The organism is Flavobacterium sp. TS_SC_5, from assembly GCF_056156265.1.
The window spans coordinates 87,395-103,408 of sequence record NZ_CM149588.1; the positions used below are offsets into that span (position 1 = coordinate 87,395).

The following is a 16,014-nucleotide window of genomic DNA, read 5'->3' on the forward strand; positions in this document are numbered from 1 at the left end:
ATTTGTCGGTTCCGTTTATTAGTTAACCAAATCAACAAATAACCTTTTATACTTTGGTCTGATATTTGTAATTAAAATGTGGAACAAAAGTAAATAATTAAGTAGACTATAAAAAGGGAAATAAAAATTTGTCCGTTAATTAAAACAAAGTACATTTACTTTACTGAATTTAAAAATTTCAAAATGAAAAAAACAATAGCTTTATTCGCATTCGCTCTCATCAGCAGTATCAGTTTTGCCCAAAATGGTCCTAAAATCGAGTTTGCCGCCCAAGACAACACGATTGATTACGGAAAGGTTACCAAGAATGAAAATGGATCTCGTGATTTTATCTTTACAAATACTGGAAACGCGCCATTAATTATTACGAATGTACTGTCTACTTGCGGATGTACGGTTCCTACAAAACCAGACGAACCAATCATGCCTGGAAAAAAAGGAAAAATAACTGTAAAATACAATATGGCTCCAGGTCCAATCAGAAAAACAATAACTGTTGAATCGAATGCCGTTAATTATGAAGCGGGAAGAGTCGCTATAAAAATAAAAGGAGAAGTAATTTCGAATTAATTTCTTAATCAATAATAAATTAAAAACGCTTTTGGAAAATTATCCAAAAGCGTTTTTTGATTATAAAACATCAAACAATTGAAAGCTGAATTTTAAAATTTCACTATCACGTTCGACTTCCAAAGTAATCCATTGCTCCTGCTCTGATTTAAAAAGAGTATTGATCTCTTGCAAAGAATATTTGTATGCAGGACTCCTATTTATCAATATTAGCACATCTCCTTTATGTAATCCTGCTATTTCTGCCGGTGAATTTTTCCGAACATTGGCTATTTCATATATTGGTTTTAATACGAATTTGTATTTAAAATCTTTTTTCTTATTATCATTGGAATCAAATACGTTTGTGGCTAATGGGACCGTTTCAAGACGCACTGTTTCTTGAATCCATTGCAATCCTTTATGTTGTATTTCAACCCCGCTTTTATTATACCCAAAAGCAGAATTGTATTCACTATTTTTTTTAAAATACATTTTTTGTTTTTGGTAATCAAAGACAATATCAAATCTTCTCAGAATTTCACCTCCAACTGACCCCATTCTATCTGCAACCATGTTTACATTTTTAATTGAACTCGAATCTGGAAAGGCTACTATAGGATTATTAAATTCAAATTCTGAAATGATAAATTTTTGAATCCTAGCCCTCTTACCTTCTATATCGCCACTAAAACCTCGGCCTAAAAAATCATTGAAACTTTTTGATGGAACATTAATTACCTCTGAACGATTTTGAAAAAGCCATATCGCATCACTATTTCCTATATCAATCAGCAACTTTACAGGAATTTCGCGGCCTTCCATAACTACTTTACTTTTCAAATAGGGCTTGAATTTTTCTATAGTAATTGGAATAGAAATATATTTTTTTTCAGTTTTTTTCCTGTTCTTTTCATTGTCTTTGTAAACAATTATTCTTTTTTTCTTATAATTAATTTCAACCAAATTATTTCTAAAAAATTGGTATCCAATAATACCGTTTACAGGAATACCAATATGAGATGATAAATTAAAATCTGGATCCAAAACAATATAAAACATATGATTTTTATATTTCATGCTACCAAACTCCAATACATTATTAGTTGATTTTAATCCTTCAACTGCCGCTTGACTTCCTAAGCCTTTTAGAAGTATCCTTTCAGTATTGAAATATCGGACTTCTTTTTTATCTTCTAAACTGAATAATATAGTTTCAACAACACCCGTATCCAGTAAAAAATTCAATTCTATCCCATTCACTTTAATAGGTACAAAAACCAAATTATTGATTAATTTAAAAGAAACACTTATTTTATTTGCTTCTTTTTCAAACTGGAATCCTTGTTGAGAAAATACAGAATAACTAAAAGAGCACATAAGAATTAAAAAGAGCATTTTTTTCATCGTTTTTCTTTTCATAAAATTAATAAATAAATCACATCAAAATGCAGATTTAACAATATATACTCCTTTTGATTAGAATAAATTCGGAAAAAAAATTGCAAATTTGCAATTCAATAATTTAAGACTATGCCAACAATATCAAACAAAGGCAGACAAATGCCAGAATCGCCAATACGAAAATTGGTTCCCTATTCAGAAATTGCTAAGAAAAAAGGAAATAAAGTATACCATTTAAACATTGGGCAACCGGATATAAAAACTCCGGAAATTGCCATGAATGCTGTTAAAAATATTGATTTAACTATATTAGAATACAGTCATTCTGCCGGAAATGAAAGCTACAGAAAAAAATTATCGGCTTATTATATCAATCAAAACATTTCAGTAAATATCGAGGATATTATAATTACGACTGGCGGATCTGAAGCACTTATGTTTGCCATGGGAAGCACGATGGATCAGGGTGATGAAATTATTATTCCGGAACCTTTTTATGCAAATTACAATGGATTTTCAACGGCTTCAGGTGTTACTGTAGTTCCTGTAATTTCAACAATTGAAACTGGTTTTGCACTTCCAGCAGTAGAAGATTTTGAAAAACTGATTACTCCAAAAACAAAAGCGATACTTATTTGTAATCCAGGAAATCCTACTGGATATTTGTATTCAAAAGAAGAAATCATGAAACTGGCTGCATTGGTCAAAAAACATGACTTGTTCTTAATTTCTGATGAAGTATATCGCGAATTCACTTACGATGGAGATGTACATTACTCTGTGATGAATGTTCCCGGACTCGAAGAACATGCCATTATGATTGATTCTGTTTCAAAAAGATACAGCATGTGTGGCGCAAGAATAGGATGCATTGTTTCTAAAAATAAAGAAGTAATGGCCACCGCTATGAAATTTGCGCAAGCAAGATTAAGCCCGCCAACCATTGAACAAATTGCAAGCGAAGCCGCTCTGGATACTCCACAAAGTTATTTTGACGAAGTAATTTCGGAGTACAGAGAACGCAGAGACACTCTAATTGAAGAGTTAAATAAAATAGATGGCGTTATTGTAAGCAAACCAAAAGGCGCTTTTTATTGTATCGCTCAACTGCCGGTGGACAACGCTGATGCGTTTGCACAATGGCTTTTAGAAAGCTATGACTTAGATGGCGAAACTGTAATGGTAGCACCTGCAGCAGGCTTTTACTCTACTCCAGCAATGGGATTAAATCAAGTTCGAATCGCTTATGTTTTGAAGAAAGCCGACTTAATAAGTGCCGTGAGAATCCTAAAAGCAGCGATTCCGGTTTATAACGCATCACTTAAAAAAGTATAATTAAACAAGAAATTTTAGATTTACCACTCCAGTAAATTGTTTTCTACACAGAAAGGCAATAGCGAACTCGTTATTGCCTTTCTTTTTACTTCCAAAAAAGGAAATGATAAAGCCTTATCGAACCGATAAAGTAGTCTTAAATAGTAGGAGCGATAGAAATTCTTTAATTTTTATTATTTATCTTTACCGCTTAAATATTTATACCCACTATAACAGTTGCTTTTAATGATAAAAAACGAAGAATTTCAAGACGAAATAGGAGACAATCATGTTAGTTTATCCGCAAATAATCCTGTAAGAGACGATGCTTTTGACCTTACTGATGATGAAAAAATTGAAAAAATAAAAAAAGACGTTGAGAGCATTCTAATTACACTTGGAATGGACTTGACTGATGATAGTTTGAAAGGCACGCCCAATCGTGTTGCAAAAATGTTTGTGAAGGAAATTTTTGGAGGTTTAAATCCTGCAAAAAAACCAAAAGCTTCAACATTTGACAATAATTACAAATACGGTGAAATGTTAGTTGAAAAAAACATCATCGTATATTCTACCTGCGAACATCACTTGTTACCCATTATAGGAAGGGCACATGTTGCTTATATTTCTAACGGAAGAGTAATTGGTTTATCCAAAATGAATCGCATTGTGGAATATTATGCCAAAAGACCTCAGGTTCAAGAGCGTTTAACGATGCAAATTGTTCAGGAATTACAAATCGCTTTGGGCACCGAAGATGTAGCTTGCGTGATTGATGCCAAACACCTTTGTGTAAATTCAAGAGGAATCAGTGATATTGAAAGTAGCACGGTAACCTCCGAATTTGGTGGAAAATTTAAAGATGCAGTAACTCGCAGAGAGTTTTTGGATTACATTAAATTAGAAACTAAGTTCTAGTCCTCTCCCCGACCCTCTCCAAAGGAGAGGGAGCCTGGTCTGATAAGATCAGAACAAGATTATAACAATTATTAATAACACATTCACGTCTCAACTCCCTTCCCTTTGGGGAGGGCTGGGGTGGGGAAAACAATAATTTACAATGCCATTATACAGTAGCCAAAATCTAAAAATATACAATTCTCTTTCGGGAGAAAAGGAAATATTCGCACCCATTCATGAAGGAAATGTGGGAATGTACGTTTGCGGACCGACGGTTTACAGCAATGTGCACCTTGGAAACGTGCGTACTTTTATGTCTTTTGACGTGATTTTTAGGTATTTTTTGCATTTGGATTACAAAGTGCGATATGTTAGGAACATTACAGATGTAGGTCATATAGTGGATGATGTAGATGAAGGCGAGGACAAAATTGCCAAAAAAGCACGTCTGGAGCAATTGGAACCGATGGAAGTTGTACAACGGTACACCGTAGATTTTCATGACATTCTGAATGAATTTAACTTTTTGCCGCCAAGTATTGAGCCAACGGCAACGGGTCATATTATTGAACAAATTGAAATTATAAAAACTATCATTGAAAAAGGAATTGGATATGAAGCCAATGGATCCGTTTATTTTGATGTGGTCAAATTTAATGAAACCAATCATTACGGCCGATTAAGCGGTCGTAATATTGAGGATATGCTTACCAATACCCGTGATCTTGATGGCCAAAGTGATAAGAGAAATCCACAGGATTTTGCACTTTGGAAAAAAGCCGAAGCACAACACATTATGCGTTGGCCTTCGCCATGGAGCGATGGATTTCCGGGATGGCACCTAGAATGTACCGCGATGAGCACTAAATACTTTGGCAATCATTTTGATATTCACGGTGGCGGAATGGACTTGAAATTTCCGCATCATGAATGTGAAATTGCACAAAACGAAGCATGTACCGGACAAACTCCTGTGAATTACTGGATGCATGCCAATATGCTGACTTTGAACGGTAAAAAAATGGCGAAATCAACTGGAAATAATATTTTACCAAGAGAAATATTGACCGGAGAAAATACGATTTTGAGCAAAGCTTTCTCTGCATCGGTTGCGCGATTTTTTATGTTACAGGCGCATTACAGAAGCGTTCTTGATTTTTCTGACGATGCCATTGTTGCCGCCGAAAAAGGGTACAAACGATTAATGGAAGCGATGAACTCCTTAAAAGAAATCACTGCTGGCACAAAAAGCTCGATTGACATTGCTGTTTGGAAACAATCCTGTTATGATGCAATGAATGACGATTTTAACACGCCAATTTTAATTGCGCAGTTATTTGAAGGCGTTCGCTTTGTCAATTTATTAAAGGATGGAAAAGAAACTTTGAATGCCGATGACTTAAACAATTTTGCAAAAGCGATGCATGCTTTTGTTTTTGATGTTTTAGGATTGGAAGACGAAAAAGTGTCGGACAGCAATAACGACAAATTGGAAGGCACAGTGAATATGCTTATTGAAATGAGAAAACAAGCTCGCGACAATAAGAATTTTGCCTTGTCTGATCAAATCAGAGATCAACTGATTGCATTGGGAATTCAATTGAAAGACGGCAAAGAAGGAACGACATTTAGCATTTAAGTGTTGAGTAATCTCATTTTAATAATTAGCCTAAAATTTCAAACAGAAACTAGTACTAAATGATTTCTAAAATCCTCATATTTCCTTTTGTACTATTAGTTCGATTTTATCAGGTCGCAATTTCACCATTTACACCTTCCGCTTGCCGATTTGAACCAACTTGCTCTTTCTATATGATTCAAGCCTTACGGATTCACGGTTTGTTTTTCGGAGGCTTTTTGGGGATAAAACGTATTTTGAGTTGTCATCCTTGGGGGAAAACGGGCTATGATCCGGTTCCAAAAAAATCATGCAATCACAAACATTAACCTTTTTTAGTATAAATGTACTTTAAAACTCTATTTTTACGACTAATAAACAAATTTAACACTATATGACACACGCTTTAAACATCGTTTGGAATCCATCAGAAGGAATTGATCTAGGCTTTTTTATCATTCGATATTACAGTTTAATGTTTGTAATTGCTTTTGGATTAGGCTGGTACATCATGAAAAATATTTTCGAAAGAGAAGGAGAATCGATAGAAAAACTTGATTCTTTGTTTATCTGGACCGTGTTGGCAACCTTGATTGGTGCGCGTTTGGGTCACGTTTTCTTTTACGATTGGGAATATTACCGCAATCATTTATTAGAAATCATTTTACCGTTTCGATTCAGTCCAAGTTTTGAATTCACAGGATATCAAGGTCTAGCCAGTCATGGAGCTGCTATTTCTATAATAATTGCTATGTATTTTTACAGTAAAAACATCTTGAAAAGACCACAATTGTGGATCCTAGACCGAGTTGTTATTCCTGTAGCAAGCGGAGCGATTTTCGTCAGATTGGGTAATTTTTTCAATTCGGAGATTATTGGTCATGAAACAACTTCTCCTTTTGGAATAAAATTTATTAAAGATCATTTTAGTCCGATGGACGCAGTAAATGCTACTCAAATTGCGAATCCTAAAGATGCGTATACAGCCATTGCAACAGATCCTAAATTTGCGACTTTACTGGAGCAAGTTCCTGTAAGACATCCTACGCAATTGTACGAAGCATTTTGTTATGTTTTTGTTTTTGCAATCTTATTTTTCATGTATTGGAAAACAGAAAGGAGAAAATATACCGGATTTATTTTTGGCAGCTTCCTTGTTCTTTTGTTTACGGTTCGTTTTATCGTAGAATCCGTTAAGGAAAGTCAAGGAGGATTTGAAAGCGCTTTAGGTCTGTTTTCAACAGGACAATGGCTTAGTATTCCATTTATTCTGATAGGATTGTATTTCATATTCACAGCCGATAAAGAACTAACGAATTAAAACAAAATCAGCACTTAAACAAAAAGCGTTAGTTACGTCACAGTAGCTAACGCTTTTTTATAGGGGAAATGAAAATCCAAAGTCAATGTTTTTAGTATTGTAACCCGAATTAGTTTTTTGCAATCCTGCATTTGAAACATGACGAATATTTGGTCTTACATCAAAAGTTACTTTATTATATTTGAAAGCAAACCCGAAAGCTAAAACATCTGCGAAGGCAAAACCTTTGGACAAGCGCTCTGTTTCCGTATCTGTAATCATGGTCCAACACTCCCAAAAACGTAGACACTACATGATTTCAGCACTCGTTTCCTCATCAGAAAACCAAAATTCAGCACATATTCACTACTATTCTTTAGCTTTGTAAATTGCTCCCGCTTGGCCAAATAATCCGGATCATCAGGCTTAATAAAATACATATTTGTCAATTGATGTGTGGTAAAATTAAGTTCCGGCTGAAGTAAAAACTCATAACTAAAGTTCCTTGTTGCTTTAACTTAATAATATAGTTGCCCTTTGAAATACTCATTTGTATAGGTGTAATTTCTATTCTTGAATTCATTCCCAAATCCGTATGCAAGACCAAATTCAAATTTACTGTGTTTGTCTTGCGCATAGAATGGAATTGAGCTATATATAATAATTGCAACAAGAATTACTTTACAATACATACATTTAGATTTAAAAAGTCCGCAACGCCTTATTACACTTTGTTAAATAACGAATAAAAATTAATTATTGATTATTGTAAAAAAAAGAGATTCAACTTTCGCTGAATCTCTTTTTCCAAAATTTATATAAAAAGCTTTTTTAACTTTCTTGATGTGCTTTTTCTACCTTGCTTTTATCTTCTTTAGAGATTGTATCCACAAGTACTGGAGTTGCAATAAACAGTGAAGAATAAGTTCCCACTACGATACCTACAAGCATAGCAAATATAAATCCTCTAATCGATTCACCACCAAAAACAAACATGATCAATAATACCACGATCATCGTCAATGACGTATTGATTGTTCTAGACATCGTTGTATTAATCGATTGATTTACAATCTCAGCAAAAGTACCTTTAGTTTTTCCAGCTAAAAACTCTCTAACCCTGTCAAATACAATAACGGTATCATTCATGGAATACCCAATAACGGTAAGAATCGCAGCGATAAAATGCTGATCGATTTCCATTCCAAAAGGCATGAATTTATAACACAAAGAGTAAATCCCTAATACAAAAATAACATCATGCGCAATAGCTGCAATCGCACCTAAACTATATTGCCATTTTCTGTAACTGATCATTAAGTATAAAAACACTATGGCCATTGCTCCAAGTACCGCCCAATAAGCATTAGTTTTAATATCCTCTGCTACAGTTGGCCCTACTTTAGATGCTTGTAGGATACCTAATTTTTTACCATCATACGCATTTACAAATTTTTCATACGTCATATCGGCAGTAAAATGTTGTTTTAAAGTAGCAAATAACAACTTATTCACTTCTTCATCTGCTTTAATTCCTGGTTCTTGAACTTTGTATTTTGTTGTTATTTTTAGCTGATTATCGTTCCCAAAAACTTTTACTTCAGCACTACCATCAAAAACTTTTGCTAATTCTGCTTTTACTGTTTCTGTTTCAATTGGTTTTTCAAAACGCACTTGGAATGTTCTTCCTCCTACAAAATCAACTCCCTGATCCAAACCGTTTGTAGCTAATGAAATAACACTAATAATTACAACGATACTAGAGAATAAATACGTCCATTTTTTCATTCCTAAGAAATCAAAATGAAAGTTGTTGAACATGTTTTTAGAAAAATTTGTAACAAAAGTCAAATCATTCTTTTTGCTTATATTCCAATCAATGAAGATTCTTGCAATAAAGATTGAAGTAAATAACGAAGTTACGATACCAATCAATAAAGTAGTTGCAAAACCTTTAATTGGTCCTGAGCCAAAAATGAACAATACAGCTCCAGTTAAAATGTGAGTTACATTCGCATCTGTAATAGATGACATTGCACCTCTCCAGCTATATGAAGTTTTCACAGCTTCTTCTAGAGTTTTACCAGCACGTAATTCTTCTTTTGCTCTTTCGTAAATAATGATATTTGCATCTACTGCTGTACCCATTGTAAGAACAATACCAGCAATACCTGGCAATGTTAATACTGCTCCAAGGCTTGCTAAAATTCCAAACAAGAATAGTAAGTTAACTGCTAGTGCAACATTTGCATACCAACCAGCTTTACCATAATAAATCATCATCCAAAGTGAAACTAAAAGCAATCCTATCAAAGCGGAGTTAGTACCGTTATCAATTGCTTCCTGACCTAAGGATGGACCTACCACTTCCGATTGAACAATATCTGCAGCCGCAGGAAGTTTACCCGCTCTTAAAACATTTGCTAAATCTTTGGTTTCTGTCACATCAAAAGCTCCTGAAATTTCAGATCTACCACCTGAAATTGGGCCTGTAGATACACCAGGTGCTGAATAAACTATATCATCCAGGACAATAGCAATATTACTTTTTTGAGTGTATGCTCTACCTGTTAATTCTTCCCAAGCTTTTGCACCTTGACCGTTCATTTGCATAGAAACAGCTGGTTTACCAGTTTGATCGAATGTATCGCTTGCATCAGTTATCACACCACCACTCATTGAAGGTACATTGTCTCTATTCCCTTTTAAAGCGTATAGTTCTACAGCATCAATATCTTTTGATTTAGCATCTTTAATGATCATTGGCTTACCCCATACAAATTTTGCATAACGTTGGTCACCTGCTAACAAAATTCTAACATCAGCTCTTTTCAAATATCCATTAACTATAGCTGTATCTTTTGGAGAGAAAAGTCCCAAAACTGGACCTCCACCTTGACCAATAATTTTATCAAATAAAGGATTTTCTCCTTTTTTAGCAACTGTTGAATCTTTAGCATCAGTAAGTAATGCACTCAAAGAGTCTTTTACAACTGGTTTAACTTCAGTCGTTTTAATTTCAGTTTTTTTCAATGACTCATTAGCAGCCATTAAAAAATTACCTATTTCTTCAATTTTGTAAGTTTCCCAAAACTGTAATTGAGCTGTACTTGATAATAATTTTTTAGCGCGATCCACATCTTTTGCCCCTGGAAGTTCAACAAGAATTTGTCCCGAATTTCCTAGTTTTTGAATGTTAGGCTGAGTTACACCAAATTGATCGATACGTTTTCTTAAAACGCCAAAAGCACTTTCTACAGATTCATCTACTTTTCTAGAGATAACCTTTTTTACTTGCGCATCTGTCATTTGAAAATCAACTCCACCTTCACCTTGCAAACTTCTGTTTGCAAAAATATCAGGAGACGCTAATTTTACAGTCCCTTTTGAATTTGCATCAAAAGCATCAAAAAACTTGTCTAAATATGATTTATTACCTTGTAAATCTGCAGAAGCATCAGCCAAAGATTTATTGAAAACTGGGTTTTTAGAATTATTAGACAACCCTTTTAAAATGTCTTTAACCGAAATTTGAAGTATAACATTGATACCACCTTCTAAGTCAAGACCTTTGTTGATTTGCTTATCACTAACTTCATTGTAAGTAAAATCAGTAAACCCAAGATTAAACACTCCTTCTTTACCAATAGAATCTAAATATTTTACTTCTTTGTCAGCATTTCCATTAGCAAAAGATTTTGCATCGTTTTTTACCTTGCTTGCGACAAATGTGAAAGAAAGTTGGTAAATACTTACCAATGCAAATAGAATTGCGAAAAATTTAATAAGTCCTTTATTCTGCATTATTACTAAAAATTAATTATTTTTTATTTATTTATTTTTGCTTTAAACCTTATAAAACAACGCTTTACACTCATTTATTATAATAAAAAAAGAATATACCGAGTTATCTCATTTTTTTTAAACCGAGCAAATATATAATTAACGTTAAGATTAACCAATTTATTTATAGATTAATCTCAAGAAAAAGACTGCAATGATGCAGTCTTATCTTTCTTATATGTAAATTTTTATACCAAAATCGATTTTAAAGCGTCATTCATTTGTCTAACAGCATCTGCACTTTTAGCAAATAAGGCTTTTTCAGCATCATTCAGTTTAATGTCAAGAATTTCTTCCACTCCATTTTTACCAATAATACATGGAACACCAATACAGATATCATTTTGACCATATTCTCCTTCAACAAAAACAGAACATGCAATCATTTTCTTTTGGTCGTTCAAAATACTATCTACCAAGAAAGCAACTGAAGCTCCCGGAGCATACCATGCTGATGTCCCTAAAAGTCCTGTAAGTGTGGCTCCTCCTACCATTGTATCCGCAGCTACTTTTTGCAATTCTTCTTCTGATAAAAATTGAGAAACCGGTATTCCATTATAAGAAGCCAGTCTTGTCAAAGGAATCATAGTTGTATCACCATGCCCACCGATGACCATCGCTGAAATATCATTTGCAGGTTTATCTAAGGCCAATGACAAATACGTTCTAAAACGTGAGCTGTCTAACGCTCCACCCATACCAATAATTCTGTTTTTTGGTAATCCCGTAGATTTCAATGCTAAATAAGTCATGGTATCCATAGGATTAGAAACTACAACTATTATAGTATCTGGCGAATGTTTCAATACGTTTTCAGCAACGGTTTTTACAATTCCAGCATTAATTCCTATTAATTCTTCACGGGTCATCCCTGGTTTTCTTGGAATCCCTGATGTAATTACCACAACATCACTTCCTGCTGTTTTAGAATAATCATTGGTAACCCCTGATACTTTGGTATTAAAACCTGTGTTAGTAGCACATTGCATAATATCCAATGCTTTACCTTCAGCAAAACCTTCTCTAATATCCAATAACACCACTTCGCTTGCAATTCCTCTATAAGAAATCACATCCGCACAAGTCGCTCCTACATTTCCTGCTCCTACAATGGTAACTTTCATATTTTAAAGTTTATTCGGTTATTTGTTAATCTTTGTGGTTAATTATTTAATAGTCCATTTACTATGCGTCAATATTTGCGTACACTGCATTTTTCTCAATAAATTCTCTTCTTGGCGGAACCTCATCACCCATCAACATTGAGAAAACTCTATCGGCTTCCGCTAAACTGTCAATAGTTACCTGGCGTAAAGTTCTGAAATTTGGATCCATTGTAGTCTCCCATAATTGCTCCGCATTCATTTCCCCAAGACCTTTATAACGCTGAATTCCTGCGCTTCCGCCCATTCTTTCATTCGCCTGATCGCGTTGTACATCATTCCAGGCATATTCTTTTTTATTTCCTTTTTTAACTAAGTATAAAGGTGGTGCTGCAATGTATACGTGACCTTCTTCGATTAATTCTTTCATAAAACGGAAGAAGAACGTTAAGATTAAAGTAGAAATGTGGCTACCATCGACATCGGCATCACACATAATAATTACTTTATGGTAGCGTAATTTTTCAATATTTAAGGCTTTACTATCTTCTGCAGTTCCTATTGTAACTCCAAGTGCAGTAAATATGTTTCGAATCTCTTCGTTTTCAAAAACCTTGTGATGCATTGCTTTTTCAACATTCAAAATCTTACCACGTAAAGGCAAAATAGCTTGAAACGCACGATCACGACCTTGTTTTGCAGTTCCACCTGCCGAATCTCCCTCGACAAGGTATACTTCACATTTTGCCGGATCTTGTTCCGAACAATCTGATAATTTTCCTGGCAATCCACCGCCACCCATCACGGTTTTGCGCTGTACCATTTCACGCGCTTTTTTGGCTGCATGACGCGCTTGTGCTGCAAGAATTACTTTTTGAACAATGATACGGGCATCATTTGGATTTTCTTCCAAATAATTTTCAATCATTTCGCTCACCGCTTGACTTACCGGAGAAACAACTTCTCTGTTTCCAAGTTTTGTTTTCGTTTGTCCTTCAAATTGTGGTTCCTGAACTTTCACCGAAATAATAGCAGTCAATCCTTCACGGAAATCATCTCCTGAAATATCAAATTTCAGTTTATCTAACATTCCCGAAGCATCTGCGTATTTCTTTAACGATCTTGTAAGACCGGTTCTGAACCCTTGCAAGTGTGTTCCTCCTTCGTGTGTATTGATATTGTTTACGTAAGAAAAAATATTTTCCGTGTAACTCGTATTATAAATCAAAGCAACCTCAACTGGAATTTCTCCTTTTTCGTGATCCATAGAAATAACATGCGCAATAATTGGCTCACGATTTCCATCTAAGTAACGGATGTATTCTTTTAAACCTTCATCAGAATGAAAAATTTCAGAAACGAAATTTCCATCTTTATCTTTTTCTCTTTTATCTGTAAAAGTGATTGTAATTCCTTTATTCAAAAAAGACAATTCACGCATACGAGCGGATAAAGTATCATAAGAATACTCAATCGTTTGGGTAAAAATACTTGGATCAGGATAGAAAGTAACAATTGTTCCTCTTTTTGTCGTTTCACCAATTTGCTTAACAGGATACAACGCCTTACCTTTTTCATATTCTTGCTCGTATATTTTACCATCACTACTGTGAACAGTTGCTCTCAAATGGTTCGATAAAGCGTTTACAACAGAAACACCAACACCGTGAAGACCTCCAGAAACTTTATAGGAATCTTTATCAAATTTTCCTCCGGCACCAATCTTAGTCATTACAACCTCCAATGCCGAGACACCTTCTTTTTTATGAATACCAACCGGAATACCACGTCCATTATCTTCAACAGAAATAGAACCATCTTCATTTATATCAACTCTAATCGTATCACAATGGCCTCCCATTGCCTCATCGATAGAGTTATCTACAACCTCATACACTAAATGGTGTAGTCCTCGAACACCAACATCTCCAATATACATCGAAGGGCGCATTCTTACGTGCTCCATCCCCTCTAATGCCTGAATACTATCCGCTGAATAATTGTCCTTCTTGATTTCTTCGCTCATATATTTTATTCTAAAAAAATGTAATTTTTGTCTAACACGCAAATATATAAAAACGCAAATTATATAACCGTTAAAATCCCTTTTTAAGCTCTTAAGTTATTAACATTTGTTCATATAACCCCGAAAAAAAACGCTCCTAAAATTGAGAGCGTTCTTCATTTATAAAAAATTCAAATTTTTGTTTCAAACCACAACTCCTGTTTTGGCAATTCCAATATCTGCTCGAACGTGAGCTGCATTGGCTCTTCCGCTTGGATCTAGATTTTCTTGCCATTTTGGAATCCATTTCCTAACTGTTTGCGCGGCACTTATTTGCGGATAATATTTATTAAATATCGATCTGTAAAAATAAGCTTCTTTAGTTATAGGAGAATTGTATGGAAATTCGGCTGCAGCTCGAGCTAATTGCTCGTCCGAAACTTGGGTTGCACAATATTCAATCAATTTATCAATCCAACTGTATCCTACTCCATCCGAGAATTGTTCTTTTTGTCTCCATAAAATTTCTTCTGGAAGATAAGGGTTTTCAGGTGTATCAAATGCTTTTCTTAAAATATATTTTTCTTTTCCATCGTACGTTTTAGGCATTTTTTCTTCTGCTTTAATACGAACGGCAATGTCTAAGAACGCTTTATCTAAAAACGGAACTCTAGTCTCTAAACCGTGAGCCATAGTTGACTTATCAGCTCTTAATAAATCGGCGGTAAATAATTTCTGTACTCTTTCTATAGTTTCCTTTTGGAAATCTTCTGCCGAAGGCGCATTTCTAAAATACAAATATCCACCAAAGATTTCATCAGCTCCTTCACCTGAAAGTACCACTTTTACACCCAAATCCGTAATCGCTTTCGACAAGAAATACATGGGCGTACTTGCTCGTACCGAAGTCACGTCATATGTTTCTAAATGCCAAATTAGTTTCTCTAAAATTTCAACTCCCTCTAGGACAGTAAAATAAATTTCATGATGCTCTGTTCCTAAATACTCAGCAACTTTTCTGGCTGCAGCAGTATCTGGCGCATCCGCATCTAAACCAATTGAAAATGAATGTAATTTTTTACCGCTTTCTGCTAATAATCGTGAAGCAATTGCTGAAGTCAGTGAAGAGTCTAATCCTCCAGAAAGCAACACTCCAATAGGCACATCGCTCATTAATCGTTTACGAGTTGCTTCGATCAACGTTTCTCTAATTAACTCTAAATCTAATTCCTGGTCGGCTTTTAAATAATCTTCATATTCCGGTTTGTAATACTTTACAAAACCTGTTTTTTGAGTGTAATAATGTCCTGGTGGAAAAGTAGAAAATGTTTTACATTGATCTGCAATAGGTTTCATTTCAGAGGAGAAATAGATTCTACCTCTTTCGTCAAGACCATAATACAATGGCTTTACTCCCATTGGATCTCTGCCGGCAATAAAATCATCACCATTAACTACCACAAAAGCCCAGTCGCCATCCAAACGATTACAAAAATCGTAACCAAACTCCTCGTACAAATGCACAATAACTTCAGAATCTGATTTTGTTCTAAAAGTATGCTCTTTCAAAACGCCATCTCTTAATTCCTGATGATTGTATATTTCGCCGTTATGAACCATGTAGGCAGTATTCGTGCCTTGTATCGGTTGTTTTCCGGAATGTAAATCAATTATCGACAACCTTTCATGACTTAAAATATACCCTTTTTCAGTAACATGCAAATCGCTCTCATCGGGACCACGATGCGTCATTCTTTTTGAAAGCTCTCCAAACAACTGTTCATCTTTTCCTCTTCCGATAATGGCTAATATTCCGCACATAAGTCTGTATTTTTATTTTTTACCAATTCAACTCAACAAATATGCGATAGCAGTTACAAATACAAAACACAAACACACTATTTAGTTCATATTTAAAACAAAAAGATTGATTTTACATTTAAAATGTAATTAAAATACTAAATTAATAAAATTATTC

The 16,014-nt window shown here is 34.5% G+C and carries 13 protein-coding genes; 6 read left to right on the top strand and 7 right to left on the bottom strand.

Annotation, left to right across the window (positions count from 1 at the left end; genetic code table 11):
- Window positions 1-183 precede the first annotated feature (183 nt).
- Complete coding sequence (locus tag AC0J6S_RS00370; protein WP_113665353.1) at window positions 184-570, top strand: DUF1573 domain-containing protein; 387 nt, start codon at window positions 184-186, stop codon at window positions 568-570.
- 60 nt (window positions 571-630) lie between these two features.
- Here the strand turns inward: AC0J6S_RS00370 and AC0J6S_RS00375 are convergent, their stop codons facing one another.
- On the bottom strand, window positions 631-1,956 hold the full coding sequence (locus AC0J6S_RS00375) for a retropepsin-like aspartic protease (RefSeq protein WP_474954926.1): 1,326 nt from the start codon (window positions 1,954-1,956) through the stop codon (window positions 631-633).
- A gap of 126 nt (window positions 1,957-2,082) precedes the next feature.
- Between AC0J6S_RS00375 and AC0J6S_RS00380 the strand changes: the two genes are divergently transcribed.
- The 5 genes from AC0J6S_RS00380 to lgt all read left to right on the top strand — a co-directional run bounded on the left by AC0J6S_RS00380 (window position 2,083) and on the right by lgt (window position 7,106).
- Window positions 2,083-3,288, top strand: a complete 1,206-nt coding sequence (locus tag AC0J6S_RS00380; protein WP_474954927.1) for a pyridoxal phosphate-dependent aminotransferase — start codon at window positions 2,083-2,085, stop codon at window positions 3,286-3,288.
- Window positions 3,289-3,513: 225 nt separating this feature from the next.
- The gene (folE, locus tag AC0J6S_RS00385; RefSeq protein ID WP_474954928.1) at window positions 3,514-4,185 is read left to right on the top strand and encodes a GTP cyclohydrolase I FolE; all 672 of its coding nucleotides are present in this window, start codon (window positions 3,514-3,516) and stop codon (window positions 4,183-4,185) included.
- 142 nt (window positions 4,186-4,327) lie between these two features.
- On the top strand, window positions 4,328-5,806 hold the full coding sequence (cysS, locus tag AC0J6S_RS00390; RefSeq protein ID WP_474954929.1) for a cysteine--tRNA ligase: 1,479 nt from the start codon (window positions 4,328-4,330) through the stop codon (window positions 5,804-5,806).
- A 59-nt stretch (window positions 5,807-5,865) separates the two neighbouring features.
- On the top strand, window positions 5,866-6,114 hold the full coding sequence (gene yidD / locus AC0J6S_RS00395) for a membrane protein insertion efficiency factor YidD (RefSeq protein WP_474954930.1): 249 nt from the start codon (window positions 5,866-5,868) through the stop codon (window positions 6,112-6,114).
- A 65-nt stretch (window positions 6,115-6,179) separates the two neighbouring features.
- Window positions 6,180-7,106, top strand: a complete 927-nt coding sequence (lgt, locus tag AC0J6S_RS00400) for a prolipoprotein diacylglyceryl transferase (protein ID WP_474954931.1) — start codon at window positions 6,180-6,182, stop codon at window positions 7,104-7,106.
- Window positions 7,107-7,163: 57 nt separating this feature from the next.
- Here lgt and AC0J6S_RS00405 read toward each other — a convergent pair whose 3' ends face one another.
- From AC0J6S_RS00405 to asnB, 6 genes are all read right to left on the bottom strand, one after another.
- On the bottom strand, window positions 7,164-7,367 hold the full coding sequence (locus AC0J6S_RS00405; protein ID WP_474954932.1) for an acyloxyacyl hydrolase: 204 nt from the start codon (window positions 7,365-7,367) through the stop codon (window positions 7,164-7,166).
- Window positions 7,368-7,603: 236 nt separating this feature from the next.
- Window positions 7,604-7,777, bottom strand: coding sequence for a hypothetical protein (locus AC0J6S_RS00410; protein WP_474954933.1), 174 nt, complete (start codon window positions 7,775-7,777; stop codon window positions 7,604-7,606).
- Between the two features lie 139 nt (window positions 7,778-7,916).
- Window positions 7,917-10,889: a protein translocase subunit SecDF gene (gene secDF, locus AC0J6S_RS00415; RefSeq protein WP_474954934.1), complete on the bottom strand. Its 2,973-nt coding sequence runs from the start codon at window positions 10,887-10,889 to the stop codon at window positions 7,917-7,919.
- Between the two features lie 227 nt (window positions 10,890-11,116).
- Window positions 11,117-12,052 carry a malate dehydrogenase gene (gene mdh / locus AC0J6S_RS00420; RefSeq protein WP_073353918.1) on the bottom strand — a complete coding sequence of 312 codons (936 nt, stop codon included), beginning with the start codon at window positions 12,050-12,052 and terminating at the stop codon, window positions 11,117-11,119.
- 61 nt (window positions 12,053-12,113) lie between these two features.
- A complete protein-coding gene (gene gyrB / locus AC0J6S_RS00425) occupies window positions 12,114-14,057 on the bottom strand; it encodes a DNA topoisomerase (ATP-hydrolyzing) subunit B (protein WP_474954935.1) in 1,944 nt (647 codons plus the stop codon).
- A 183-nt stretch (window positions 14,058-14,240) separates the two neighbouring features.
- Entirely contained in the window at window positions 14,241-15,857 is a 1,617-nt protein-coding gene (asnB, locus tag AC0J6S_RS00430) for an asparagine synthase B (RefSeq protein ID WP_474954936.1), read from the bottom strand.
- Window positions 15,858-16,014: the final 157 nt, after the last annotated feature.

Excerpts from the sequence above, each read along its gene's own strand:
- secDF (WP_474954934.1), bottom strand. The coding sequence starts at position 10,889 with ATGCAGAATAAAGGACTTATTAAATTTTTCGCAATTCTATTTGCATTG.
- gyrB (WP_474954935.1), bottom strand. The coding sequence starts at position 14,057 with ATGAGCGAAGAAATCAAGAAGGACAATTATTCAGCGGATAGTATTCAG.
- AC0J6S_RS00380 (WP_474954927.1), top strand. The coding sequence starts at position 2,083 with ATGCCAACAATATCAAACAAAGGCAGACAAATGCCAGAATCGCCAATA.
- AC0J6S_RS00405 (WP_474954932.1), bottom strand. The coding sequence starts at position 7,367 with ATGATTACAGATACGGAAACAGAGCGCTTGTCCAAAGGTTTTGCCTTC.
- mdh (WP_073353918.1), bottom strand. The coding sequence starts at position 12,052 with ATGAAAGTTACCATTGTAGGAGCAGGAAATGTAGGAGCGACTTGTGCG.
- AC0J6S_RS00370 (WP_113665353.1), top strand. The coding sequence starts at position 184 with ATGAAAAAAACAATAGCTTTATTCGCATTCGCTCTCATCAGCAGTATC.
- cysS (WP_474954929.1), top strand. The coding sequence starts at position 4,328 with ATGCCATTATACAGTAGCCAAAATCTAAAAATATACAATTCTCTTTCG.
- lgt (WP_474954931.1), top strand. The coding sequence starts at position 6,180 with ATGACACACGCTTTAAACATCGTTTGGAATCCATCAGAAGGAATTGAT.
- AC0J6S_RS00375 (WP_474954926.1), bottom strand. The coding sequence starts at position 1,956 with ATGAAAAAAATGCTCTTTTTAATTCTTATGTGCTCTTTTAGTTATTCT.
- yidD (WP_474954930.1), top strand. The coding sequence starts at position 5,866 with ATGATTTCTAAAATCCTCATATTTCCTTTTGTACTATTAGTTCGATTT.
- AC0J6S_RS00410 (WP_474954933.1), bottom strand. The coding sequence starts at position 7,777 with ATGTATTGTAAAGTAATTCTTGTTGCAATTATTATATATAGCTCAATT.
- folE (WP_474954928.1), top strand. The coding sequence starts at position 3,514 with ATGATAAAAAACGAAGAATTTCAAGACGAAATAGGAGACAATCATGTT.
- asnB (WP_474954936.1), bottom strand. The coding sequence starts at position 15,857 with ATGTGCGGAATATTAGCCATTATCGGAAGAGGAAAAGATGAACAGTTG.